The organism is Variovorax ureilyticus (assembly GCF_037889935.1).
Lineage (GTDB): Bacteria > Pseudomonadota > Gammaproteobacteria > Burkholderiales > Burkholderiaceae_C > Variovorax > Variovorax ureilyticus.
In genome coordinates, this window is the sequence record NZ_JBBKZU010000011.1 from 120362 (window position 1) to 145261 (window position 24900).

Genomic DNA, 24900 nt, shown 5'->3' on the forward strand with positions numbered 1-24900 from the left:
CGCTACGCAGGCTGCGCTTCTTCGGCTTCGATGTAGTCGGGATAGCGCGCGCAGATTTCCGCGACGGCGCTGAGCGTGCCGGAGAGATGCTTGCGCAATGCCTTCTGCGCGCCCGGCGCGTCGCCGCGCTTGATGGCCTGCGCAATCGCGCGATGGTCGCGCAGGATGGCCTCGGTCTTTCCCGCGGTCGGCAGGTGCAGGCGGCGCAGGCGGTCCACATGGCCCGACATGCGGGCCACCATGTCCCACAGGCCGGCGACGCCTGCGGCTTCGTACATCAGCTGGTGGAACCTGCGGTCGGCTTCGACGAAGTCGCCGTACTGTTGCGCGGCGGCCAATGCGGCCTGGCGGGCGATCTGGGCCTCGAGGTCTTCCACCAGGCCGGGCGGTGCGTCCTCGGCGAGCTGATGGACGATCTCCAGCTCGATCGAGCGGCGCAGGAAGTGCGCCTGCCGCGCCGCAGCGAGATCGATGCGACTCACCAGCGTCGCATGCTGCGGAAAGACATCGACCAGGCCTTCCTCGCTCAACCGCAGCAGGGCTTCGCGCACCGGCGTCTGGCTGACGCCGAAATGCTCGGCCAGTTCCTGCCGGGCCAGCACGGTGCCCGGCTCGAGTTCGAGCGACAGGATGGCGTCGCGCAGCTTTTCAAGCACCTGCGGCGCGGCGTGCCGGGAGCGGTCGAGTCGGACTTTCGGAAGGGTGCTCATCGCCGGGATTCTCGCATTGACGTACTAATATATTAGTGTTTTAATTCCTCCATCACAACGAGACAAGGCCCGCCTCGCACGGCTTTCCCACTCATGAAGCGCACCTACGATTCCCTGCGCAGCGCACGGTGGTTCGCACCGGACGACTTCCGCTCCTTCGGCCACCGCTCCCGCGTGATGCAGATGGGCTATGCGCCCGCCGACTGGGCCGGCAAACCGGTGATCGCGATCGTCAACACCTGGAGCGACGCCAACCAGTGCCACGCGCACTTCAAGCAGCGCGTCGACGACGTCAAGCGCGGCATCCTGCAAGCCGGCGGCTTTCCGCTGGAACTGCCGGCGATCTCGCTGTCCGAGAGCATGGTCAAGCCCACCACGATGCTCTATCGCAACTTCCTCGCGATGGAGACGGAAGAGCTGCTGCGCAGCCACCCGGTCGATGGCGCGGTACTCATGGGCGGCTGCGACAAGACCACACCGGGGCTCACGATGGGTGCGCTCAGCATGGGCATTCCCTTCATCTACCTGCCGGCCGGCCCGATGCTGCGCGGCAACTGGCGCGGGCATGTGCTCGGCTCCGGCTCGGACGCCTTCAAGTACTGGGACGAGCGCAGGGCAGGGCGCCTCTCCGACCAGGCCTGGCACGAGATGGAAGCCGGCATCGCGCGCAGCCACGGCACCTGCATGACCATGGGCACCGCCGCGACGATGATGGGTATTGCCGAAGCGGTCGGCTTCGCGCTGCCGGGTTCTTCGAGCATTCCGGCGGCGGATGCCAACCACATCCGCATGAGCGCCGAATGCGGCCGCCGCGTCGTCGAGATGGTGTGGGACGACCTGACGCCCGCGAAGATGCTGACGCGCGCCAACTTCGAGAACGGCATCGCCTGCGCCATGGCGATGGGCTGCTCGACCAACGCGATCATTCATCTCATCGCGATGTCGCGCCGAGCGGGCCATCCGGTGAGCCTCGACGACTTCGACGCCGCGAGCCGCCGCGTGCCGGTCATCGCCAACATCCGGCCGAGCGGCGATGCCTACCTGATGGAGGACTTCTTCTACGCCGGCGGCCTGCCCGCGATGCTGGAGCGCATCCGCGGCCACCTGAAGACCGATGCGATGACCGTCAACGGCCGCACGATCGGCGAGAACATCGCAGGCGCGGAGGTTTACAACGACGACGTCATTCGTCCGCTCGACAACCCGATCTATGCCGAAGGCGCGCTCGCGGTGCTGCGCGGCAACCTCGCGCCCGACGGCGTGGTGATCAAGCCCAGCGCCTGCGCGCCGCACCTGCTGCAGCACACCGGGCGCGCGATCGTCTTCGACGACTATCCGAGCCTCAAGAAAGCGGTGGACGATCCCGACCTCGATGTGACCGGCGACGACATCCTCGTGCTGCGCAATGCCGGCCCGCGTGGCGCCGGCATGCCCGAATGGGGCATGCTTCCCATCCCGACCAAGCTGCTCAAGCAGGGCGTGAAGGACATGCTGCGCCTGAGCGACGCACGCATGAGCGGCACCAGCTACGGTGGCTGCCTGCTGCACTGCTCGCCCGAAGCCGCCATCGGCGGGCCCCTCGCCCTGGCGAAGACCGGCGACCGCATCACCGTCGACGTGCCGGCTCGGCGCATCCACCTGGAGATCAGCGACGCCGAACTCGCCGACCGACGCGCCGCATGGACACCGCCACCGCCGCGCTACGAACGCGGCTACGGCTGGATGTTCGGCCGCCACATCCTGCAGGCCGATGCCGGCTGCGACTTCGATTTCCTCGAAACCAGCTTCGGCAAGCCGGTGCCCGAGCCCGACATCTTCTGAATCCACACGTCACGGAGACGAGCCAGTGAACCCCAAGACCCGCGAGCAGCTGATGAAGGTCAGCACCGCCACCCTTTGCACCGCGCTGTTCAAGCGCGGATTGCGCAACCAGTTCATCCAGGACGTGCGCCCGCTCAACGCTGGATTGCCGAACATGGTGGGCGAGGCGTTCACGCTGCGCTACATCCCGGCGCGCGAGGACCTGAACCCGCTGAGCGTGTTCCTCGACCGCCAGCATCCGCAGCGACAGGCCGTCGAGCAGTGCCCGCCGGGCGCCGTGATGGTGATCGACAGCCGCAAGGACGCGCGCGCAGCCTCTGCCGGCGGCATCCTCGTCACCCGCCTCATGAAGCGCGGCGCGGCCGGCGTGGTGACCGACGGCGGCTTTCGCGACAGCCCCGACATCGCCAAGCTGCCGTTCCCCGCGTATCACACGCGGCCCAGCGCGCCGACCAATCTCACGCTGCATCAGGCCATCGACATCAACGTGCCGATCGGCTGCGGCGATGCGCCGGTCTGGCCCGGCGACGTGATCGTGGGCGACGCCGAAGGCGTGATCGTGATCCCGGCCGCCATCGCCGACGAGATCGCGGCGGAGGCCACCGAGATGACCGCGTTCGAGGACTTCGTGCAGGAGAAGGTGATGGAGGGCCGGACCATCCTTGGCCTCTACCCGCCGACCGAAGAGCAGTCTCGCATCGACTTCGCCGCCTGGCGAGAGGCGAAGGGGCGCTGAGCGTCCGACAAGAAAAGATCACCACAAAGAGAGACAACCATGACCTTCCTTCGCCGCGCGCTGCTTGCCGCAGCCTGCGCACTGCCGACCTTTGCCGCGATGCACGCGCAGGCCGCCGACTGGCCCGCCGCCAAGCCGATCACCTACGTGGTGCCGTTCACCGCCGGCGGATCGACCGACATCGTCGGCCGCACGCTGGCCAACAAGATGGCCGAGAACCTCAAGCAGTCGATCGTCATCGACAACCGGCCCGGACAGGCCGGCGGCGTCGGTGCGGCCTATGTCGCGAAAGCGGCGCCGGACGGCTACACGCTGTTCGGCGGCACCATCAGCACGCACGCGATCAACCCGAGCCTCTACAAGAAGCTGCCGTACGACCCGATGAAGGACTTCGAGCCGGTGTCGCTCGTCGCCCGGCTGCCCAATGTGCTCATCGTCAATGCGCAGCTCGGCGTGAACTCCGTGGCGGACCTGATCGCGCTGCTCAAGAAGGACGAGTCGAAGCGCACGTTCGCGTCGTCGGGTGCGGGCACCTCGACCCATCTTGCGGGCGAGCTCTTCGCGGACCAGATCGGCGTCAAGCTGACCCATGTGCCCTACAAGGGCACGCCGCCCGCGATGACCGATGTGGCCGCCGGCCTCGTGCCCTTCATGTTCGACCAGGTGACCGCCGCGATGCCGCTGGTCCAGAGCGGCAAGCTGAAACTGCTCGCGGTGACCACCAGCAAGCGCATCGCATTGGTGCCGAACCTGCCCACCATGATCGAGTCGGGCCTGCCCAACTTCGAGATGTCGTCGTGGCAGGCGGTCTATGTGCCCAAGGGCACGCCGCGCCCGATCGTCAATCGCCTGAACGCCGAGATCGTCAGCGCGCTGAAGCAGCCGGACGTGCAGGCCAAGCTGCACGACCAGCTCGCGATGGAACTCGTCGGCAGCTCGCCGGAGGAGCTGCGCGACTTCATGGCGCGCGAGATCCCGCGCTGGGCCGAGCTCGTGAAGAAGTCGGGCGCCACCGCCGACTGAGCCGGTCTTTTCGCACACTCCAGAAAGGCAAGCATGCAGACAAGCAGATTCGCGCGCCGGTCGATCGTGGCCCTGGCGCTCGGCACCCTGGGCGCCGCCCTCGCGCCCATGGCCGCGCACGCGCAGGCCAACTACCCCGAACGCACGGTCACCGTCGTCGTGCCCTTCGCACCCGGCGGCGGCACCGACATCGCGGCGCGCATCCTCGCCACCAAGCTGGGCGAGATGCTCAATCAGACCTTCGTGGTGGACAACCGAACCGGCGCGGGCGGTCTCGTCGGTGCCGAAGCGGTCGCCAGGGCCAAACCCGACGGCTACACGCTGCTGGTAGGCAATGTGGGCACGCAGGCGATCAACCAGTCGCTCTATCCCAAGATGCCCTATGACGCGGACAAGGCCTTCGCGCCGATCTCGCTGTTTGCCGACCTGCCTTTCGCGCTGGTCGTCAATCCGAAGGTGCCCGCCAAGACGCCGAAGGAGTTGGTTGCGCTCGCCAAGGCCGAGCCGGACAAGTACACCTTCGCGAGTTCCGGCAACGGCGGCTCGCCGCATCTGACCGCGGAGATCTTCCAGCAGGCCACCGGTGCGAAGCTCAGGCACGTGCCGTACAAGGGCGGGGGCCCGGCGATGGCGGACCTGATGGCCGGGCATGTCGACATGCTGTTTGCCTCGATCCTGGAGACCTCCGGCTACGTGAAGACCGGCAAGCTGCGCGCGCTCGCGGTGACCAGCCCGACCCGATCGCCCGGCATGCCCGATGTGCCGACGCTTGCGGAGCAGGGCATCGCCAATGCCGACTCGGGTTCGTGGGTCGCGTTGCTGGCACCCGCAGGCACGCCGCAGCCGATCATCGACAAGCTCTCGGCCGCGGTGAAGGAAGTGGTGTCCTTGCCCGACGTGAAAGAAAAGCTCATCGCGCAAGGCGCCACGCCGCGCGGCACGACGCCCGCCGAGCTGCAGGCGACCATCAATGCCGACAAGGAACGCTATGCGCGCGTGATCAAGGCGGGCAATGTACGTATCGAATGAGCGGAGCGACCTGATGATCCAACGCCGAAAGCTCGTGATCGCGCCGGTCCTCTGCGCGGCAATCGCAACACTCGCCGCCCTCGGACCGGCACGCGCGCAGACCTTCCCGACCAAGCCGATGACCATCGTCGTGCCCGCCTCGCCTGGCGGCGCGATCGATCTGGCCGCGCGGCTCATCGGCCAGAAGATGTCCGACAGTTGGGGCCAGCCGGTGGTGATCGACAACAGGGCCGGGGCAACCGGGATCATCGGCACCGATTTCGTCGCCAAGAGCCCGCCGGACGGACACACGCTCGCCTTGGTTGCCAGCAGCCACGCCATCAACCCACTGATGGTGAAGAAGCTGCCCTTCGATACGCAGAAGAGCTTCGAGCCGGTTGTGCAGACGCATGTCGTTCCGCTGGTGCTGGTGGTCTCGCCGTCGTTCCCGGCGAAGGACCTCAAGGAGCTGATGGCCTACGGCAAGGCGAACCCCGGCAAGCTCTCCTTCGCGTCCAGCGGCTCGGGCGGCGCACCGCATTTCTCCGGCGAGCTGTTCAAGAGCATGACCGGTATCGACATGGTGCATGTGCCCTACAAGGGCAGCACGCTCGCGCATCCCGACCTGATGAGCGGCCGCATCTCGCTGATGTTCGACACGCTCGCGGCGGTGAGCACGCAGGTGAAGGCCGGCAAGTTGCGTGCCCTGGCCGTCACGACGTCGAAGCGCGTCGCGATGCTGCCCGACGTGCCGACCATGGCCGAAGCGGGCCTGCCGGGCTACGAGACCAGCACCTGGGGCGGCCTGCTCGCGCCTGCAGGCACACCGAAGCCGGTGGTCGCCAGGCTGGCTGCCGAGACGACGCGCATCCTCGCGCTACCCGATGCGAAGCAACGGCTGATGGATGCCGGCGTGGAACCGGTGGGCGGCACGCCCGAGCAGTTCTCCGCCTTCATCACGCAGGAGATGGGCAAGTGGGCCAAGGTCGCGAAGGAAGCCGGCATCCAGCCCGAATGAACCCGAACCCGAAAGACATCCAACGCATGACCAAGCCCCGCATCCTCCAGAAAGGCCGCCTGCTGCCGCAACTCGAAAGCGCACTCGCCGAGAACTACGACGTGCATGTGCTCGATCCGGACAAGGACAACAGCGCCTGGCTGGCAGAGCACGGCCACGCGTTCGTCGGGCTCACCAGTTCGGCCCGCTATGGCGCCGAACGCGCGCTGATCGACGCGCTGCCCAACCTGCGCGTGATCTCCAGCTTCGGCGTCGGCTACGAGACCATCGATGTCGCCCGTGCGCGCGAGCGCGGCATCCCGGTCGGCTACACGCCGGATGTGCTCAACGACTGCGTGGCCGACACCGCCTTCGGGCTGCTGATGGACGTGGCTCGGCGCTTCTCGGCGGCAGACCGTTTCGTGCGGCGCGGCGAGTGGCTCACGGGCCAGTACCCGCTGACCACCCGCATCTCCGGCAAGAAGCTCGGCATCCTCGGCATGGGCCGCATCGGCCGCGTGATCGCACGGCGCGCGAGCGGCTTCGACATGGAGGTGCGCTACCACAATCGCCGCGAACTGCCGGACAGCCCGCATGCCTACGAGCCCACGCTGATGGGCCTCGCGCGCTGGGCCGACTTCCTCGTGGTCGCGAGCGCGGGCGGGCCCGAGACGCGCAAGCTGGTCGATGCCGGCGTGCTCGAAGCGCTCGGCCCGGAGGGCTTCCTCATCAACATCTCGCGCGGCTCGGTGGTCGATGAGGCCGCCTTGCTCGACGCGCTGCGCGAAGGACGCATTGCCGGCGCCGGTCTCGACGTGTTCGACAAGGAGCCGCAAGTGCCGGAAGCCTTCTTCAAGCTCGACAACGTGGTGCTGCTGCCGCACGTCGCCAGCGCCACCCGCGAAACCCGCCAGGCGATGGCCGATCTCGTGATCGAGAACCTGCGCAGCTTTTTCGCCGACGGCCGTGTGAAGGTCGCGGTTCCCTGATGGCCTGCGGCGCTTGGACGAAAATCGGCCATCGTCCATTGACCATCGAATCGAGGAACCAGACCCCATGAAATCCAGAGCCGCCGTCGCCTTCGAAGCCGGAAAGCCCCTGCAGATCGTCGAGATCGACGTTGCCCCGCCCAGGAAGGGCGAAGTGCTCGTCAAGATCACCCATACCGGCGTGTGCCACACCGATGCCTTCACCCTCTCCGGCGACGATCCCGAAGGCCTCTTCCCGGCCGTGCTGGGCCACGAAGGCGCGGGCATCGTCGTCGAGGTCGGTGAAGGCGTCACCAGCGTCAAGCCCGGCGACCACGTCATTCCGCTCTACACCGCCGAATGCGGCGAATGCCTGTTCTGCAAGAGCGGCAAGACCAACCTGTGCGTCTCCGTGCGGGCCACGCAAGGCAAGGGCGTGATGCCCGACGGCACGAGCCGCTTCAGCTACAACGGCCAGCCGGTGTACCACTACATGGGCTGCTCCACCTTCAGCGAGTACACCGTGGTGGCTGAGGTCTCGCTGGCGAAGATCAACCCCGATGCGAACCCCGAGCAGGTCTGCCTGCTCGGCTGCGGCGTGACCACGGGGCTGGGTGCGGTCAAGAACACGGCCAAGGTGCAGGAAGGCGATTCGGTCGCCGTCTTCGGGCTCGGCGGCATTGGTCTCGCGGTGATCCAGGGCGCGAGGCTCGCCAAGGCCGGGCGCATCATCGCCATCGACACCAACCCGTCCAAGTTCGATCTGGCGCGCACCTTCGGCGCCACCGACTTCGTCAACCCGAAGGACCACGACAAGCCGATCCAGCAGGTGATCGTCGAGATGACGGGCTGGGGCGTGGACCACAGCTTCGAGTGCATCGGCAACGTGAACGTGATGCGCGCGGCGCTGGAGTGCGCGCACCGCGGCTGGGGCCAGTCGGTGGTCATCGGCGTGGCCGGCGCAGGCCAGGAGATCTCGACGCGGCCGTTCCAGCTCGTCACCGGGCGGCGCTGGCTGGGCACCGCCTTCGGCGGCGTCAAGGGCCGGAGCCAGCTGCCCGGCATGGTGGAAGACGCCATGGCCGGCCGCATCCAGCTCGCGCCGTTCGTGACGCACACCATGCCGCTCACGGAGATCAACGAGGCGTTCGACCTGATGCACGAAGGCAAGTCGATCCGCAGCGTGGTCCATTTCGACTGATCGACGGCGCTTCGCGGCCTTCGGGGCGCCTCGATCCGCGCGTTGGCCGGCGCATCCGGGCAAGTTCGACTTGGCCGGGGCGAAGTCGTTGAGATATAAACGCGGCCATTCGCAACTCCGGTTCTGCCCACGCTGTCATGCATTGCGCCCAGTGCGGTACGTTGAATGGACCCACGCTTGCGCTCTGTTCGGGCTGCGGCATCGGCATCCGAAGAGAACCCGCTGCCTGGCGCGGCACCGGGCCGCGGCCCACCCTGCTGGGCACGCTCGACCACCCGCGCGAGCAGCGTGAGGGCCTTCGAGAGCTCTATGCCGCGGCCGTCGGGCCGAAGAATCGTGATCACTACCTTGCGAAGTTCGCGCTCTTCGATCATGAGCGCAGGACATCGGCCGGTTGGCGCTGGCCGGCCTTCTTCTTCACCTTCGCCTGGCTCGTCCACCGGAAGATGTGGGGCAAGGCGACGCTTTACTTCGTGCTCCCGTACTTCGTGCTCGTGCCCGTGGTGATGTTCGGCGCGACCATGCCCTTGGCGGTCGCGATCGGCGGCCTGGCGTACCTGCTCGGCATCTTCATCCTGCCGCCGCTTCTGGCCGACGCGACCTACTACCGGCATTGCGAGCGGGTGATCGAGCACGCGCGGGCGGCCAACCGCAGCCAGGAAGGGCAGCTCGTCCTCGTGGCGCGCGAGGGCGGCACGAGCGGCGTCGTGCCGTTCATCGCCGGCGTAATCGCGGCCGCGATGCTGGTGGGCACGGTGGCCGCCGTCGCGCAGCCGGCCTATCAGGACTACGCCGCGCGCATGAAGGCGAAGCAGGTGGCCATTTCGGGGATCTCCGATCGGCTGGACGCGTCCTGACCGCTGACTAAGATCGCGCTTCGAACGACGCGCCCCCGGGCGAAGGAGCCGAAGTGAACGCGAAGCGATCTGTCTTTCCGGTGCTGGGGTCGATGCTGCTGTCCGTGTCCGCCGCGGCGGCGGGGATCGAAGGGCCGACCTGGCGCCTCACCGGCGTCCAGGGGCTGGATGCGAACCTCCTTCCCACCGGGCCGCAGTCGGTCACGGCCAGATTCGAAGGTGGGCGCGTGTCAGGGTTTTCGGGCTGCAACCGCTTCTTCGGCACCTACACGCTGAAGCAACCGGATCGCCTCGTGATCGGCCGCCTCGCCGGCTCGATGATGGCCTGCGAAGGCAACGCGATGAAGGTGGAGGGCGCGGTGCACAAGGCGATGGCCGGCACCTTCCGGCCCATGCTGAGCGGCGAGAGTCTCACGCTGCTGCCGGTACGCGGGGATGAGCCGGTGATGACCTTCAAGGCCGAGCCGAAGCCCAGCCTGCTCGGCCTGCGCTCGAACGTGACCGGCTTCAACAACGGCAGGCAGGCGGTCGTCAGCCCGATGCTCGACACGACGATCTCGATGTCCTTCGGCGACGGCATCGTGAAGGGCTTCAGCGGCTGCAACACCTTCCGCGCGAGCTACAGCGTGGACGGCAACCGCATCGCGGTCGGCCCGATCGCGACCACGCGCAGGACCTGCGCCGACCCGGTCATGCAGCAGGAGCGCCAGTTCCTCGCTGCGCTCAAGTCGACCACCACCTGGGACTTCAGCGGCGCGCTCCTCGACATGCATCGCCCCGACGGCGAGCGCACGGTGATGGGGACGCGCGAAGCCGGCTGAGGGCGATCCGCGGCCTCCCTCGCACTGTGGATGACGCACCGCGGCGCCTGTCTCCAAATCGCGGCTCGACCTATGAATTCAAACGATGTCGCTTATTTCTGGGAGGCCAATGCGGATGCGTGGACGCGCCTCGCGCGACTGGGCGTCGATGTGTTCCGCGACATGCTGAACAGCCCGGCCTTCTTCGGCATGCTGCCGCCGGTGGCCGGCCTCGCGGGGCTCGACGTGGGCTGCGGCGAAGGGAGCAACACGCGCCAGCTCGCGCGGCTCGGCGCGCGGATGGCCGCGGTCGACATCGCGCCGACCTTCGTGCGCAATGCGCGCGATGCCGAGGCGGCCGAGCCGCTGGGCATCGACTACCGCGTCGGCGACGGCATGGCGCTGCCCTTTGCGGCGGGCTCATTCGATTTCGTGACGGCGTTCATGTCGCTGATGGACATGCCGGACCCGGTGCAGGCCTTGTACGAGGCGAGCCGCGTCCTGCGGCCCGGCGGCTTCTTGCAGTTCTCGATCCTTCATCCGTGCTTCGCGCCGCCCCATCGCGAAGTGGTGCGCGACGCGAGCGGCAGGGCGCGGGCGATCGAGGTCGGCGGCTATTTCGAATCGACCGAAGGCCGGGTGGACACCTGGTGGTTCTCCACGCTGAAGCCCGAGGAGCGCGAGCGGGTCGCGCCTTTCAGGACGCCCATCTTCCACCGCACCTTGACCCAGTGGTTCGACATCGTGCTCGGCGCCGGGCTGCACATCGACAAGATCGCCGAGCCCACGGCGGGCACCGGATCGAGACACGCGGACGCGGTGGTCGACGACACGCGGGTGGCGCCGCTGTCGCTGCACATCCGCGCCACCAAGCGCAGGGTGCGCCGCCGCAGGTCCGCCGTGGCTTGACAGTCGGCTGCGGGCATGGGCGGCTGCATGTAGAACCTTGGCACTCTTCCGCGGCCGCGCGCCCTGAGACGGGACGCTGCGGGATTCCACCAAGATTGCGCTCGCACGCACGCGGCGCATACTGGCGCCAGACCCGTGAAGCCTTCTCCCGGGGCAACGGGCGGCATCCAGGAGACCGCATTGCAGCGAACCAACATCGCCAACCCGGCCTATTTCCACAAGGTCGTCGACTGCCAGTACGCCTGTCCCGCGCACACCCCCGTCCCCGAGTACATCCGGATGATCGCGCAGCGCCGCTATGACGACGCCTACATGATCAACTGGGCCTCCAACGTCTTCCCCGGCATCCTCGGCCGCACCTGCGACAGGCCCTGCGAGCCCGCGTGCCGACGGGGACGCGTGGAGGAAAGCAATTCGAAAGACCCCGAGCCGGTGGCCATCTGCCGGCTCAAACGCGTGACCGCCGACATGAAGAACGACGTGCGCGCGCGCATGCCGAAGGTCGAGCCGCGCAACGGCAGGCGCATCGCCTGCGTGGGCGCGGGCCCGGCCTCGCTGACCGTCGCGCGCGACCTTGCGCCGCTCGGCTACGAGGTCACGGTGTTCGACGGCGAGCTCAAGGCGGGCGGCTTCATCCGCACGCAGATCCCGCGCTTCCGCCTGCCCGAATCGGTGATCGACGAGGAGACCGGCTACATCCTCGACCTCGGCGTGACCTTCCGTGCCGGCGAGCGCATCGAGTCGATGAAGGCACTCGCGGCCCAGGGTTGGGACGCGATCTTCGTCGGCTGCGGCGCGCCACGCGGGCGCGACCTCGATGTGCCCGGGCGCCAGGAAGCGGCCGAGCGCATCCATATCGGCATCGACTGGCTGGCCTCCGTGTCGTTCGGCCACGTCACGAGCATCGGCCAGCGCGTGATCGTTCTCGGCGGCGGCAACACCGCGATGGATTGCTGCCGGTCCGCTCGCCGGCTCGGCGGCACCGACGTGAAGGTCATCGTGCGCAGCGGCTTCGAGGAGATGAAGGCGTCGCCGTGGGAGAAGGAAGACGCGCAGCACGAGGGCATTCCGATCATCAACTACCACGTGCCGAAGGAATTCGTGCACGACAACGGCAAGCTTACCGGCATGCGCTTCGAGATCGTGCGCGCCGAATACGACGATCAGGGCAACCGCAAGCTGGTGCCGACCGGGCAGCCCGATGCCTTCTTCGAATGCGACGAAGTGCTGGTGGCGGTGGGGCAAGAGAACGCATTCCCGTGGATCGAGCGCGACTGCGGCATCGAGTTCGACAAGTGGGGCCTGCCCAAGCTCGAGAAGAGCAGCTTCCAGTCGACGCTGCCGAACGTCTTCTTCGGCGGCGATGCGGCCTTCGGTCCCAAGAACATCATCGAGGCGGTGGCGCACGGGCATGAGGCAGCGGTGTCGATCGACAAGCTGCTGCATGGCGAGCCGGTGACGAATCGCCCGCCGCCGATGACCAACCTGATCTCGCAGAAGATGGGCATCCACGAGTGGAGCTACGACAACGACACCTCGAACGACCTGCGCTACAAGGTGCCCTGGGAGAAGGCCGAGAAGGCGCTCGCGAGCATCCGCGTGGAGGTGGAACTCGGCTTCGACGCGGCCACGGCCTTCAAGGAAGCACAGCGCTGCCTCAACTGCGACGTGCAGACCGTGTTCACCGAGACCGCCTGCATCGAGTGCGATGCCTGCGTGGACATCTGCCCGATGGACTGCATCACCTTCACCACCAACGGCGACGAGGCCGATCTGCGCGAGCGGCTGAAGGCGCCGGCACTCAACCTGGCGCAGGACCTGTACGTGTCCGGCGGCCTCAAGACCGGCCGCGTGATGGTCAAGGACGAGGACGTCTGCCTGCATTGCGGCCTGTGCGCAGAGCGCTGCCCGACCGGCGCCTGGGACATGCAGAAGTTCCTGCTGAAGACCACGCCCGCCGGCCCCATGTCGCGCGAGAAGCGCGCCGCGCCGGAAGGGGTGCCGGCATGAGCGCTACCTTGCCACCCAAGGGCATCGTGCGGCAGATCGAGGCCGTCAACGACTTCGTCATCAAGTTCGCCAACGTCAACGGGTCGGGCTCGGCATCGGCCAACGAGCTGTTCGCCAAGGCCATCCTGCGCATGGGCGTGCCGGTGAGCCCGCGCAACATCTTCCCGAGCAACATCCAGGGCCTGCCGACCTGGTACGAAGTGCGCGTGACCGAGGCAGGCCACCTGGGCCGGCGCGGCGGCACCGACATGATGGTCGCGATGAACCCGCAGACCTGGGACGCCGACGTGGCCGAGTTGGCGCCCGGCGGCTACCTGTTCTACGACAGCACGCGCGCGCTGCCGCCGTCGAAGTTCCGCGATGACATCCGCGTCATCGGCATGCCGCTGACCGAGATCTGCAATGCGGTCTACCAGGACCCGCGCCAGCGGCAGCTCTTCAAGAACATCGTCTACGTGGGCGCGCTCGCGGTGCTGCTGGGCATCGAGCCCGAAGTGGTCGAGAAGCTCTTCGGCGAGCAGTACAAGGGCAAGGAGAGGCTGCTCGCTTCCAACGTGCAGGCCTTGCACCTGGGATGCGACTTCGCGCGCGAGCATCTGCGCGAGCCGATCGGCCTGAAGGTGCGGCGCGCGGACAAGGTGGGCGATCGCATCTTCGTGGACGGCAACAGCGCCGCCGCGCTGGGCTGCGTGTACGGCGGCGCGACGGTGGCGGCGTGGTATCCGATCACGCCTTCGTCCTCGGTGGCGGAGGCCTTCCAGAAGTACTGCTCGAAGTTCCGCGTCGATGCCGCGACCGGCCAGCAGCGCTTCGCGATCGTGCAGGCGGAGGACGAGATCGCTTCCATCGGCATGGTGGTCGGCGCGGGCTGGAACGGCGCGCGCGCCTTCACCGCGACCTCGGGGCCCGGTATCTCGCTGATGAGCGAGTTCATCGGCCTTGCGTACTTCGCGGAAATCCCGGTCACGCTCATCAACGTGCAGCGCGGCGGCCCATCGACCGGCATGCCCACGCGCACGCAGCAGGCCGACATCCTCGCGTGCGCCTACGCATCGCACGGCGACACCAAGCATGTGCTGCTGTTCCCGGAGGATCCACACGAGTGCTTCGAGCATGCGGCGGCCGCGCTCGACCTCGCGGACCGGCTGCAGACGCCGGTGTTCGTGATGACCGATCTCGACATCGGCATGAACCAGCGCCTGTGCGCGCCCTTCGCCTGGGACGACAGCCGCGCCTACGACCGCGGCAAGGTGATGACCGCCGAGGAACTGGAAGCCGGCCGCGACTTCGGCCGCTACAAGGACGTGGACGGCGACGGCATCCCCTGGCGCACGCTGCCGGGCACGCATCCGACCAAGGGCAGCTACTTCACGCGCGGCACCACGCGCGATGCCTACGCGCGCTACTCCGAGCGCGGTCCGGACTACATCTACAACATGGAGCGGCTGCTGCGGAAGTTCAGGACCGCCGCCTCGCTGGTGCCGCAACCGGTGGTGCGACTGGCGGCCGAGAAGACGCCGCTCGGCGTCATCTATTTCGGCTCGACCAGCCCGGCCATGCACGAGGCGCTCGACGCCTTGCGGGAAGAGCGCGGCATCCATCTCGACGCGATGCGCCTGCGTGCATTTCCGTTCCCGGACAGCGTCGCGCGCTTCCTCTCGCAGCACGAGCAGGTGTTCGTGGTCGAGCAGAACCGCGATGCGCAGATGCACAGCCTGCTGGTCAACGAGCTCGACGTCGATCCCGCGCGGCTGGTGCGCGTGCTGCATTTCGACGGCACGCCGATCACGGCGCGATTCATCACCGACACCATCTCCCAGCATGTGAACCAGGAGCGTGCATGACCTACATCGCCAAGCCGCGTATGCACCATCCCACCCTTGCCACCAACAAGGTGGGCTACACGCGGCGCGACTACGAAGGCAAGATCTCCACGCTGTGCGCCGGCTGCGGGCACGATTCGATCTCGGCATCGATCATCGAGGCCTGCTGGGAGCTGGACATCGAGCCGCACCGCGTCGCGAAGCTCTCGGGCATCGGCTGCAGCTCGAAGACGCCGGACTACTTCCTTGGGGCCTCCCACGGCTTCAACACGGTGCACGGGCGAATGCCCAGCGTGCTGACCGGCGCGAACCTTGCCAACCGTGACCTGCTGTACCTCGGCGTCTCGGGCGACGGCGATTCGGCTTCCATCGGCCTCGGCCAGTTCGCGCATGCGATGCGGCGCGGGGTGCGCATGGCCTACATCGTCGAGAACAACGGGGTCTACGGGCTCACCAAAGGCCAGTTCTCCGCCACGGCCGACCAGGGTTCGAAGAGCAAGAAGGGCGTGGTCAACACCGACAGCCCGGTGGATCTCGTCGGCATGGCGCTGCAGCTCGGCGCGACCTACGTGGGGCGCGGCTTCTCGGGCAACAAGGCGCAGCTCGTGCCGCTGATCAAGGGCGCGATCAGCCATGGCGGCGCGGCGTTCATCGACGTCATCAGCCCGTGCGTGGCCTTCAACAACCATCCGGGCAGCACCAAGAGCTACGACTACGTGCGCGAGCACAACGAGGCGGTGAGCCGCATCGACTTCATCGGCGCGCACGAAGAGATCAAGGTCGACATGGCGCCGGGCGAGGTGATGGAGGTGCGCCAGCACGACGGCACGCTGCTGCGCCTGCGCAGCCTGCATCCGGACTACAACCCCGGCGACCGCTACGCGGCCATGGCACATATGCAGCGGCACCAGGAGATGGGCGAGATCGTGACGGGGCTGCTCTATGTCGACCCGCTCGCGACCGACCTGCATACCGCGCTCAACACCGTCGACCGGCCGCTCAACACGCTCGGCCCGGCCGAACTCTGCCCCGGCGTGAAGGCGCTGGAGCGGCTCAACGCCACCTTGCGTTAAGCGAGCAGCAGTCGCACCATACTGCGTTTCCGACGGAGGGGCGGATCATGGCCGAACGCACAGTCTTCCAGTCCATTTCGCGCAAACACGTGACCAGCCTGGCGCCGCAGGCCACGGTGCGTGATGCCGCCTGCGTGATGACGCGCGCCAACTGCGGTAGCGTGCTCGTCATGGAGCCGCCCGACAGCATTCTGGGCATCCTCACCGAGCGCGACCTGATGACGCGCGTGCTGGCGCGAGGGCTCGACCCGGACGCCACGAGCGTGCGCGCAGTCATGACACCCAATCCGATCTGTGTCACGCCGGAAACATTGGTATCCGACGCCGTCGTGCTGATGCTCGAACGGGGATTCCGCCACCTGCCGCTGGTGTCGGGCAAGAAGGTGCTCGGCGTGTTCTCGGTGCGCGACGCCCTGCCGCGCGAGATTGGTGCGGCGCTGAGCCAGACGGAGTTCAACGAGCAGGTCAACGACGTGCTGGGGTAGGCGGTTGCTCCGCTCCAGGGCTGCGAACACGAGTCCGCAGTTGATAGCGCGACCCCGTTGACGCATAAATCGTCTTCGGGGGTTGTACGCAGCAAACCTATAGGGCCTAGCACGGGCCTAACACTCACCTTCGTGTCCTAGGCCATACGTGCAGGCGGCAGGATCAAACCAACCGTTCTTCTTATGAAAAACATAGACGGTTACATCGTCACCCCAAGTAATGGAGCCGAAGCCGCCCGAATCAACCGCCCACTTTACTTTTCCGAATATCGGAGCATCGGCCGTCCCATTTGCAAAGCATGGGCTGTATCTGTCATGCAATCCGTACCAGTGCGGCGCGGGATAGGCATTTAGAAAGTATCTTTGAATCTGCTTCGGAGTCGGTTTAAAGCTCTTGCAACCTTTCACGTAGATCGCATCTTCATTTGCGCTCACCCCAGATTCAATAATTTTGATATTGAAAAAAGCTCGCTCGTTTGCGTGCGATATCAAAACAGAAAAGGCGGTAGCAAAAAAAACGGCTAGAACTCTCATTGCTCTCACCATTTTGCCGTGCTCGCCTCGGTGGCATTCTTTCGGGCTATTTCGGGATGCCTATAAATTTCACTCATCGAGACATTCAATGTCTCCACAAGTTGTTTTATCAGCCATTTCAGCGAGTTCTGTTGAGCGTCGGTCAGGGGCACAAACCCTTCCCTGCCCCTCTCACCGGGGGATTCTCCAACGCATTCAATACCGATTGAATCAGCGTTCGAAGGAAAACGGTCGGGCCACGTCTTTTTCTCTTCGTGCCTACTTAGGGCCTTGGCTCCTTTTGAAAATGGTTTCTGTGCCAGCAACGACCGCGCGTGCTTAAGCTCGGTCGGTGTGCATTTCTGATTAATCATGCACCTAGACTGCATGATGCCTACGTGATTGGTCACTCTATAGAGTGAAGCGGTTTGATAAATGGAGCCATCTTTGTCTATCAAAAAATGTGCACCATTTGGGATTTGTTCTTTGTCCGAATATGAGGCAAACGCTCCTGCCGCCTTACTACCGCCGGTCTGATGAACCACGATTCCGTTGACCGCGCTCATTTCCCCTCGTTCGATGCGAGGAAAAATCTTGACCGTGATCCGCTCCGCGTCAACGTGGCCTTCCCTTGTGATGTAAAGCATTGGCGCCCCTTTAGTCTTCGCGGTTCTGCTGGATGTCGAACGAGGCCGACACGGTGCCGCCGGAGCCGCCTTGCTGGTTCTGGATCACGTATTCCTGTTTCACGCGCGCGAAGGCGAGGCTGATCGTTTCTCGCGGCTGCCTCATCGTGTTGGTCAGCACCGGCATGACGCCTGTCACGATCACGTCACCCATCGTGATCTTGAGGTACTCAAGCGGATTGCCGCCTGCCTTTCGGACTACGAGCGTCGCCGTATCGATGTGCTTGCCAGTCAAGCAGTACTTGAGCAAATTGGGGCTGGATCGATCCAGGTAGTGATCGAAGCTCAGATCGCTGACCGTTGCCTTGCCAGCGCCCCCGCCGCTGCCAACATGCATGGACGAATCTTGGTTGATCTTCCATACCCAGCTGATGACCTCGATCTCATCTTTGTGGTTCGCGTCCAGCGATTCGCCCGAAATGGCGGTCAGCTTCAAAAATATGTCTTGTGTCATTAGGCCTCCACTGATAATTGATGCGTGACGTGCGAGTGCACGTTACCTGAGCCTATGGCAATAGAGGCCCGCATTCAAATCCGTGAAGCAATTTTGAGAAAATTCTCGCGCCCGACCTGGAAGGGTGGCCAATACCGAGTGTTGTGCACACATGGCCCGAGGTAGGAGCGGGCAAGCAACGCAGTCCGTCGCAGGTCCCGTGGAAAGGCCCCCTGCTTCGCCCGGAATGCCGACGTTTTTTCACACGCTCGCCGCAGCCTTCCTCGGGTTTCTACCGGCGCTAATTTTTAGATCGCCCGTCCCTAAAAACGGTGCTTTGCGAGAACGCCGGGACCTCCTAAATTTCGGTCACGCCACACGGCAGACGACCCGAATCCACAAACCAGGAACCCCGTCATGAACCACTCTTGCGACCCCGCACGCCGCCGCCTGCTCAAGACCTCGCTTGCCGCTGGCGCCTTCGCGGCCGGGGGCTTTCTCTCGATCGATGCGCTGGCCCAGGGCAGGACGCGCATCAACATGCAGCTCGGCTGGATCCCCAGCGTCAACCAGGTCGGCGAGGTGGTCGCCAAGCGCCTGGGCTTCTACGAGCAGGAGGGCATCGACTTCGCGATCCAGCCGGGCGGCCCCAACATCGACGGCGTGGCGATCGTCGCCTCCGGCCGCTACGAAGTCGGCCAGGTGTCGTCGAGCCCCTCGGTGATGCTGGCCGTCTCGCAAGGCCTGCCGATCAAGTGCTTCGCGGTCGGCGCGCAGAAGCATCCCTTCACCTTCTTCTCGCTGGGCAAGAACCCAGTGCGCAAGCCCGCCGACCTCGTGGGCAAGAAGGTCGGCATTCCGTCCACCGCGGCCATCCTTTTGCGTGCGCTGCTGGCGAAGAACAAGATCGCCGAGAAGGACGTGACCATGGTCACGGTCGGCTCGGACATGGCGCCGCTGCTGACCGGGCAGGTCGATGTGGTCACCGGCTGGCTGACGAGCACGACGGCGCTCAAGGCGCTGGGCCCGGATCGCGTCGACCTCACGCTGTGGGATGCCGGCGTGCAGCTCTACGCACTGCCGTACTACGCCACCACCAAGACCATCGAGACCCAGCCCAAGGTGATCGAGGCCTTCGTGCGCGCGACTTCGCGCGGCTGGCAGCACGCCAAGGCGAATCGCGACCAGGCGGTGGACCTGCTGGTCAAGGAATACCCCAATCTCAAGCGCGAGGACGAGCGCGCGGCCATCGACGTGATGCTCGAATATGCACTGGGCGGCGCCGCGCAGACCCAGGGATGGGGCACGATGGACCCGGCGGTCTGGCAGTCGCAGATCACGACCTACGCCGACCTGGGCCAGTTCACCGCCCGCACGCCCAAGGTCGACGACGTCATCTGGCTCGGCGCGCTCAAGGGCACGGCCGAAGCTCGCGCGAAGGCCTGAGCCATGGCTGCCGTGTTCAACGACGCACCCGCGATCTCGTGCCGCGATGTCGGCATGCGCTTCTTCACCGAGAGACGTGACGTCACCGCGATCAAGTCGCTCGACCTTGAAGTGGCGCAGGGCGAGTTCCTGACGCTGCTCGGCCCCTCGGGCTGCGGCAAGTCCACGCTGCTGCGCGTGGTGGCTGACCTGCAGGCGCCGAGCCGCGGCAGCGTCAGCGTGCTCGGCGCAACGCCGGAGCAGGCGCGTCAACGCCGCGACATCGGCTTCGTGTTCCAGGACGCGGCGCTGCTGCCCTGGCGCACCGCGCTGCAGAACGTGGAGCTGCCGCTGCAAGTCGGTGGCGGTGCGAGCCGCAAGGGCCGCCGTTCGCCGAAGGAACTGCTGGAGCTGGTCGGGCTGAAGGACCGCGCCAACGCCTGGCCGCACGAGATGTCCGGCGGTCAGCGCCAGCGCGTGTCGATCGCGCGGGCGCTGGCGAGCGATCCGAAGATCCTGCTCATGGACGAGCCCTTCGGCGCGCTCGACGAGATCACGCGCGACCGGCTCAACGAGGAGATCCGCCGCGTGTGGAAGGAGACCGCCGTGACCATCCTCTTCGTCACGCACAGCATCCACGAGGCGGCCTTCCTCGGCCAGCGAGTGCTGATGCTGGCCGCCAACCCCGGGCGGGTGCGCGAGATCGTGCCGGTGGACCTGCCGGAAGACCGCACCCTGGACATCCGCGAGACCCCCGAATTCGTGCAGCTCACCGGCCACCTGCGCCGCGTGCTGGAAACCTGCTGAAGGCCGCCGACATGACCACCAGTTCCCTCGAAACTCCCGTGACCGTGCGTGCTTCCGTGGCCGCCGATCCCGAGTACACCGCCTGGGCCGTTGCGCGGCGCAGGAAGCTCTGGCGACGCCGCGTGCTGCCCGCGCTGGGCATCGGCGGGCTCGTCGCCCTGTGGTGGGCGGTGATCGTCGTCTTCGACGTCAAGCCCTTCATCGCGCCTTCGCCGTGGGCGGTGGTCGAGACGCTCTACGCCAAGCGCGCGGTGCTGCTCGACAACCTGATCCCCACTGCGCTGGAGGCGGCCGGCGGCTTCCTGCTGGGCAACCTCGCGGCCATCGCGATCGCGACGGTCTTCGTGCACAACAAGACGCTGCAGGACATCTTCTTCCCCGTGGTGCTGATGTTCAACGCCATTCCGCTGGTCGCGAAGGCGCCGGTGCTGGTGCTCATCATGGGCAACGGCATGGAGCCCAAGATCACCATCGCGGCGCTGGTGTGCTTCTTCCCCACGCTGGTGAACATGGTGCGCGGGCTGGAGTCGGTGAACCCGCAGGCCATGGAGCTGATGCGCGTGCTGTCGGCCAGCAAGACCGAGATCTTCTTGCGGCTGCGCCTGCTCAATTCGCTGCCCTACCTCTTCTCGGCCCTGCGCATCGCCGCGTCGATGAGCGTGATCGGTGCGGTGGTGGGCGAGTGGGTCGGCGCGACCGTGGGCATCGGCGCCATGATCCTGCAGGCCACCTTCAACTTCGACTCGCCGCTGCTCTACGCCGCGATCGTGATGAGTGCGACCTTGTCCGGCCTCTTCTTCCTGCTCGTGACCGTGGCCGAGCGCCTCGTCATCCGCTGGCAGCCCGAGAGCAGCCACTGAACCCCAAGGAGCACGGCGCGCTGCGCGCCGCTCCATCCCCCCTCAATCAAGGAGATAGTGATGAGCCGTATTGGCGATTGGATGCATGAGAGCGCGCACGACATTCGTGTCGCAGCCGAATCGGACGTGGTGGTGGTCGGCGGCGGCCCCGCCGGACAGGCGGCGGCGCTGGCTGCAGCGCGCAATGGCGCGAGCGTGACCCTGCTGGAGCGCTACAACCACCTCGGCGGCCTGGCTTCCGGCGGCATGGTGCTGGTGCTCGACGACATGTGGGACAGCCACCTGCAGGAGATTTCGGTGCGCGGCATCTGCCTCGAAATGATCGAGCGCATGGCCGAGCGCGGCCTCGCCGAGTACCCGAAGCAGAAGGACTGGGGGAGCCTCCCCGAGTCGGTCCGCCGCTGGAAGCGCTGGGGCACCTTCGACTTCCACAGCAAGGAGAAGCCGCACCCCATCTGCTTCGCGGCCGCCTTCGATCCGGACGCCTTCAAGCGCGCCTCGCTCGAGATGGTGCTGCAGGCCAATGTCAACCTGCGCCTGCATTCGTGGTTCTCGCGCACGCTGGTGGAGGACGGCCAGGTCAAGGGCGTCATCTGCGAAAGCAAGAGCGGCCGCGAGGCCATCCTCGGCAAAGTGGTGATCGATGCCACCGGCGACCTCGACGTGGCCGCTTCGGCCGGCGCGCCGCATGTCAGTGGCGCCTACATCGTGACCACGGTGTTCCGCCTCGGCGGCGTCGATACCGAGGAAGCCGAGCGCTTCGAGCACGAGGAGCCGGCGGCCTTCCAGGCGATCGACCGCGAGGTCAAGCACCTCCTGGGCGGTGCTTGGGACAGCTGGTGGCTCAAGACGCCGCTGCCGGGCGTGGTGTGGTGCAACTGCCCGCACATGGCGGGCCTCGACGGCCTGAAGGTGGCCGACCTGACCCGCGCCGAAGTACAGGGCCGCGCGACCATCCACAAGGTGATCGAGTTCATCCGTGCCCGGCTGCCCGGCTTTGCGGACTGCTACCTGATCGACCTCGCGCCGCAGACCGGCGTGCGCCAGACCCGTCTGCTCGAAGGTGAGTACGTCATGAGCAAGGACGACGTGACGCAGCGCGTGCGCTTCGAGGACAGCGTGGCGCGCGGCCGCGACTACTACTACCCGTATCGCTCGCTGGTGCCACGCAGCGTCGAGAACCTGCTGGTGGCGGGCCGCCACTACTCGTCGACCTCGGCGGCGCAGAAGATCTCGCGCGAGATCCCGCCGTGTATGGCGATGGGCGAGGCCGCCGGCACCGCCGCCGCGCTGGCGCTCGACGCCGGTGTGGCCGTGCGCAAGGTCGACATCGGCAAGCTGCAGCGCACGCTGCGCGCACAGGGCGCCGACCCCGGCGACCAGAAGGGCCCGAATGCCGATGTGCCCGAGATCGCCCGTTCCTTCGCGGAGGCCGCATGACACACAACACCAAGACGCTGCCGCTGGCCGGTATCCGGGTGATCGACTTCACCCAGGTGATGATGGGCCCGGTGTGCACGCAAATGCTCGCCGACCATGGCGCGGACGTGATCAAGATCGAGCGCAAGGGCGCGGGAGACCTGAGCCGCTCCACCTTCGCGCCGGTGGCGGGGCACGACAACCCGATCTTCTGCAGCCTCAATCGCAACAAGCGAAGCTGCGAGATCGACCTGCGCGATCCGGCGCAGGTGGAACTGGTGAAGGCCCTGATCGCCGATGCGGATGTGGTCACCAACAACTTCCGCGCCGGTGTGATGGAGCGCCTGGGCCTCGGCTACGAGGACTGCAAGCGCCTGAACCCGCGCATCATCTACGCGGTGGGCACCGGCTACGGCGAGAGCGGCCCCTACGCGCACAAGGGCGGCCAGGACGTGCTCGCGCAGGCCCTGACCGGCGTGATGGCGCGCCGCGCCGATGCCTCGGTGCCGGTGTCGATCTATCCCACCGCGCTGGCCGACTACACCGCCGGCATGCACATGGTGCAGGGCATCCTCTTCGCGCTGCTGCAGCGCGAGCGCACCGGCGAAGGGCAGAAGGTCTCGGTGTCGCTCTACAACTCGATGCTGGCCATGCAGATGCAGGAGGCCGCGATGATCATGATGGAGGGCTCCGAGGTGAATTGGGCGGCGATGCCGCTGTCGGGCGTCTTCCAGGCGCAGAACGGGGCACTGGTTCTGGTGGGTGCCTTCAAGGCCAATCCGCTGCGCGATATCTGCACCGCGCTGGAGATCGACGACCTCTCGCAGGACCCGCGCTTTGCCGACCTGCAGGCGCAGTTCAAGCACAAGGCCGAGCTGCATGCGATCTTCCGCGAGCGCTTTGCCACCAACACGCGCGAGTACTGGCTGGCTCGGCTCGAGGAGCAGGACCTGCTCTCGGCGCCGGTGCGTGACATGCGCGAGGCGCTGGTCGATCCGCAGACGCTTCACAACGAGATGATCCTCGACGGCGGCTCGTCCAGTGGTCGCCCGCTGCGATTCATTGCGAGCCCCATCCATATGTCGGGCGCTGCCACCGGCCTGCGCCGCGCGCCGCCGCGGCTCGGCGAGCACACGGACGAAGTGCTGGAAGAAGCGCGTGCATTGAGCGAGGTGGCCCAATGAGCGTGGTCTACGAAGTCAAGGAGCACGTCGCCCGCGTCACCATCGACCGGCCCGATGTGCTCAACGCGGTCGACCTGCCGACCGAGGCCGAGCTGATCCGCATCTGGGACGACATCGAGCAGCGCGACGACGTGCGCGTGGTGGTGCTGACCGGGGCGGGCGAGCGCTCCTTCTGCGCCGGCGCGGACCTGAAGAACACCAGCAACCTGAAGGGCGTCGAGTACTGGGCGGCCAGCCGCCCTGGCGGCTTCGGCGGCATCGCGTTGCGCGAGACTCTGAACGTGCCGGTGATCGCGCGGGTCAACGGTTTCGCGCTGGGTGGTGGATTCGAGATGGTGCTTGGCTGCGACCTCGTGGTGGCCTGCGAGGAAGCCAGCTTCGGCCTGCCCGAGCCGCTGGTCGGGCGGCTGCCGCTCGACGGCGGCATGCTGCTGCTGCAGCGCCAGATCCCGTACCGCCAGGCGATGGGGATGATGCTGACCGGGCAGCGGGTCAAGGCGCGGCAGGCACTGGAGATGGGCCTCATCAACGAGGTCGTGCCGCGCGTCGAGCTCGACACCGCAGTCGAGCGCTGGGTGCAGCAGCTGCTGGCCTGCGCGCCGCTGTCGCTGCGCGCGATCAAGCAGGTGGTGCGCCAGACCGGCCAGTTGTCGCCCACGCAGGCCCACGGCATGCGCCTGCCCGCGCTGGTCGCCGCGTTGCAGTCGGAAGACGCCAACGAAGGCGTGCTGGCCTTCCAGCAGAAGCGCAAGCCGCGCTGGCAAGGGCGCTGAGGCCCGCGCACGAAGGGACTCCGTCATGGCCCACGTCATCACCACCGCCTGCATCGACTGCAAGGACGGCGCCTGCGTCCCTTGCTGCCCGGTCGATTGCATCTACGAAGGCGCGCGGACTCTGTACATTCATCCGGATGAATGCATCGACTGCGGCGTTTGCGTGTCGGCCTGTCCCGTGCAGGCCATCTACGAGGAGTCCCGACTGCCGCCCGGGCTCGCGCATTTCACGGCCATCAACCGCGAGTACTTCGGCGACGCGGTCAGCGGCCTGGGTTCGCCCGGCGGCGCGGACGGCCGGGCGAGCGGCTGCGACCATCCCGGCATCGCCAAGGTGCAGTCATCCGTTGGAGCGGCCGCGTAGTGTTCAGCAGGGCAG

General features: G+C 66.6%; 25 protein-coding genes. 21 read left to right on the top strand and 4 right to left on the bottom strand.

What is annotated here, in order from left to right:
- Positions 1–2: 2 nt before the first annotated feature.
- Positions 3–710 carry a GntR family transcriptional regulator gene (locus tag WKW77_RS23565; RefSeq protein ID WP_340359311.1) on the bottom strand — a complete coding sequence of 236 codons (708 nt, stop codon included), beginning with the start codon at positions 708–710 and terminating at the stop codon, positions 3–5.
- Between the two features lie 93 nt (positions 711–803).
- On the opposite strand from WKW77_RS23565, the gene araD reads away from it, so the two are divergent.
- From araD to WKW77_RS23635, 14 genes are all read left to right on the top strand, one after another.
- Positions 804–2531: an L-arabinonate dehydratase gene (gene araD, locus WKW77_RS23570; RefSeq protein ID WP_340359312.1), complete on the top strand. Its 1728-nt coding sequence runs from the start codon at positions 804–806 to the stop codon at positions 2529–2531.
- Positions 2532–2556: 25 nt separating this feature from the next.
- Entirely contained in the window at positions 2557–3267 is a 711-nt protein-coding gene (locus WKW77_RS23575) for a ribonuclease activity regulator RraA (protein WP_340359313.1), read from the top strand.
- 39 nt (positions 3268–3306) lie between these two features.
- Positions 3307–4290 carry a Bug family tripartite tricarboxylate transporter substrate binding protein gene (locus WKW77_RS23580; protein ID WP_340359314.1) on the top strand — a complete coding sequence of 328 codons (984 nt, stop codon included), beginning with the start codon at positions 3307–3309 and terminating at the stop codon, positions 4288–4290.
- Between the two features lie 33 nt (positions 4291–4323).
- Entirely contained in the window at positions 4324–5319 is a 996-nt protein-coding gene (locus WKW77_RS23585; RefSeq protein ID WP_340359315.1) for a Bug family tripartite tricarboxylate transporter substrate binding protein, read from the top strand.
- 13 nt (positions 5320–5332) lie between these two features.
- Entirely contained in the window at positions 5333–6316 is a 984-nt protein-coding gene (locus WKW77_RS23590; RefSeq protein ID WP_340359316.1) for a Bug family tripartite tricarboxylate transporter substrate binding protein, read from the top strand.
- Positions 6317–6342: 26 nt separating this feature from the next.
- Positions 6343–7284, top strand: a complete 942-nt coding sequence (locus tag WKW77_RS23595) for a 2-hydroxyacid dehydrogenase (RefSeq protein ID WP_340359317.1) — start codon at positions 6343–6345, stop codon at positions 7282–7284.
- Positions 7285–7351: 67 nt separating this feature from the next.
- Entirely contained in the window at positions 7352–8464 is a 1113-nt protein-coding gene (locus WKW77_RS23600) for an S-(hydroxymethyl)glutathione dehydrogenase/class III alcohol dehydrogenase (protein WP_340359318.1), read from the top strand.
- Between the two features lie 161 nt (positions 8465–8625).
- The gene (locus WKW77_RS23605) at positions 8626–9321 is read left to right on the top strand and encodes a DUF2628 domain-containing protein (protein ID WP_340359319.1); all 696 of its coding nucleotides are present in this window, start codon (positions 8626–8628) and stop codon (positions 9319–9321) included.
- A 53-nt stretch (positions 9322–9374) separates the two neighbouring features.
- Positions 9375–10142 (top strand): META domain-containing protein, encoded by a 768-nt coding sequence (locus WKW77_RS23610; protein WP_340359320.1) that lies wholly within the window; start codon positions 9375–9377, stop codon positions 10140–10142.
- A 72-nt stretch (positions 10143–10214) separates the two neighbouring features.
- Positions 10215–11030: a class I SAM-dependent methyltransferase gene (locus WKW77_RS23615; protein WP_340359321.1), complete on the top strand. Its 816-nt coding sequence runs from the start codon at positions 10215–10217 to the stop codon at positions 11028–11030.
- 180 nt (positions 11031–11210) lie between these two features.
- Complete coding sequence (locus WKW77_RS23620) at positions 11211–13040, top strand: FAD-dependent oxidoreductase (RefSeq protein WP_340359441.1); 1830 nt, start codon at positions 11211–11213, stop codon at positions 13038–13040.
- Entirely contained in the window at positions 13037–14884 is a 1848-nt protein-coding gene (locus WKW77_RS23625) for a 2-oxoacid:acceptor oxidoreductase subunit alpha (protein ID WP_340359322.1), read from the top strand. Before WKW77_RS23620 ends, WKW77_RS23625 begins: the two co-directional genes overlap by 4 nt.
- Positions 14881–15936 carry a 2-oxoacid:ferredoxin oxidoreductase subunit beta gene (locus WKW77_RS23630; protein WP_340359323.1) on the top strand — a complete coding sequence of 352 codons (1056 nt, stop codon included), beginning with the start codon at positions 14881–14883 and terminating at the stop codon, positions 15934–15936. The genes WKW77_RS23625 and WKW77_RS23630 overlap by 4 nt, the downstream gene beginning before the upstream one ends.
- 47 nt (positions 15937–15983) lie before the next feature.
- Positions 15984–16421, top strand: a complete 438-nt coding sequence (locus WKW77_RS23635; RefSeq protein ID WP_340359324.1) for a CBS domain-containing protein — start codon at positions 15984–15986, stop codon at positions 16419–16421.
- A 117-nt stretch (positions 16422–16538) separates the two neighbouring features.
- On the opposite strand, the gene WKW77_RS23640 is transcribed toward WKW77_RS23635, so the two are convergent.
- The 3 genes from WKW77_RS23640 to WKW77_RS23650 are packed head-to-tail and all read right to left on the bottom strand — an operon-like array spanning position 16539 to position 18074.
- Positions 16539–16955, bottom strand: coding sequence for a hypothetical protein (locus tag WKW77_RS23640; RefSeq protein ID WP_340359325.1), 417 nt, complete (start codon positions 16953–16955; stop codon positions 16539–16541).
- A 5-nt stretch (positions 16956–16960) separates the two neighbouring features.
- On the bottom strand, positions 16961–17581 hold the full coding sequence (locus WKW77_RS23645; protein ID WP_340359326.1) for a peptidoglycan recognition protein family protein: 621 nt from the start codon (positions 17579–17581) through the stop codon (positions 16961–16963).
- A gap of 10 nt (positions 17582–17591) precedes the next feature.
- Positions 17592–18074, bottom strand: coding sequence for an Hcp family type VI secretion system effector (locus WKW77_RS23650; RefSeq protein WP_340359327.1), 483 nt, complete (start codon positions 18072–18074; stop codon positions 17592–17594).
- Positions 18075–18470: 396 nt separating this feature from the next.
- Between WKW77_RS23650 and WKW77_RS23655 the strand changes: the two genes are divergently transcribed.
- The 7 genes from WKW77_RS23655 to WKW77_RS23685 are packed head-to-tail and all read left to right on the top strand — an operon-like array spanning position 18471 to position 24885.
- The gene (locus tag WKW77_RS23655) at positions 18471–19499 is read left to right on the top strand and encodes an ABC transporter substrate-binding protein (protein ID WP_340359328.1); all 1029 of its coding nucleotides are present in this window, start codon (positions 18471–18473) and stop codon (positions 19497–19499) included.
- A 3-nt stretch (positions 19500–19502) separates the two neighbouring features.
- Positions 19503–20285: an ABC transporter ATP-binding protein gene (locus tag WKW77_RS23660; RefSeq protein WP_340359329.1), complete on the top strand. Its 783-nt coding sequence runs from the start codon at positions 19503–19505 to the stop codon at positions 20283–20285.
- An 11-nt stretch (positions 20286–20296) separates the two neighbouring features.
- On the top strand, positions 20297–21145 hold the full coding sequence (locus WKW77_RS23665) for an ABC transporter permease (protein ID WP_340359330.1): 849 nt from the start codon (positions 20297–20299) through the stop codon (positions 21143–21145).
- A 60-nt stretch (positions 21146–21205) separates the two neighbouring features.
- Complete coding sequence (locus tag WKW77_RS23670) at positions 21206–22585, top strand: FAD-dependent oxidoreductase (protein ID WP_340359331.1); 1380 nt, start codon at positions 21206–21208, stop codon at positions 22583–22585.
- Entirely contained in the window at positions 22582–23748 is a 1167-nt protein-coding gene (locus WKW77_RS23675; RefSeq protein ID WP_340359332.1) for a CaiB/BaiF CoA transferase family protein, read from the top strand. The genes WKW77_RS23670 and WKW77_RS23675 overlap by 4 nt, the downstream gene beginning before the upstream one ends.
- A complete protein-coding gene (locus WKW77_RS23680; protein WP_340359334.1) occupies positions 23745–24521 on the top strand; it encodes an enoyl-CoA hydratase-related protein in 777 nt (258 codons plus the stop codon). Before WKW77_RS23675 ends, WKW77_RS23680 begins: the two co-directional genes overlap by 4 nt.
- A gap of 25 nt (positions 24522–24546) precedes the next feature.
- On the top strand, positions 24547–24885 hold the full coding sequence (locus WKW77_RS23685; RefSeq protein ID WP_340359335.1) for a 4Fe-4S dicluster domain-containing protein: 339 nt from the start codon (positions 24547–24549) through the stop codon (positions 24883–24885).
- Positions 24886–24900: the final 15 nt, after the last annotated feature.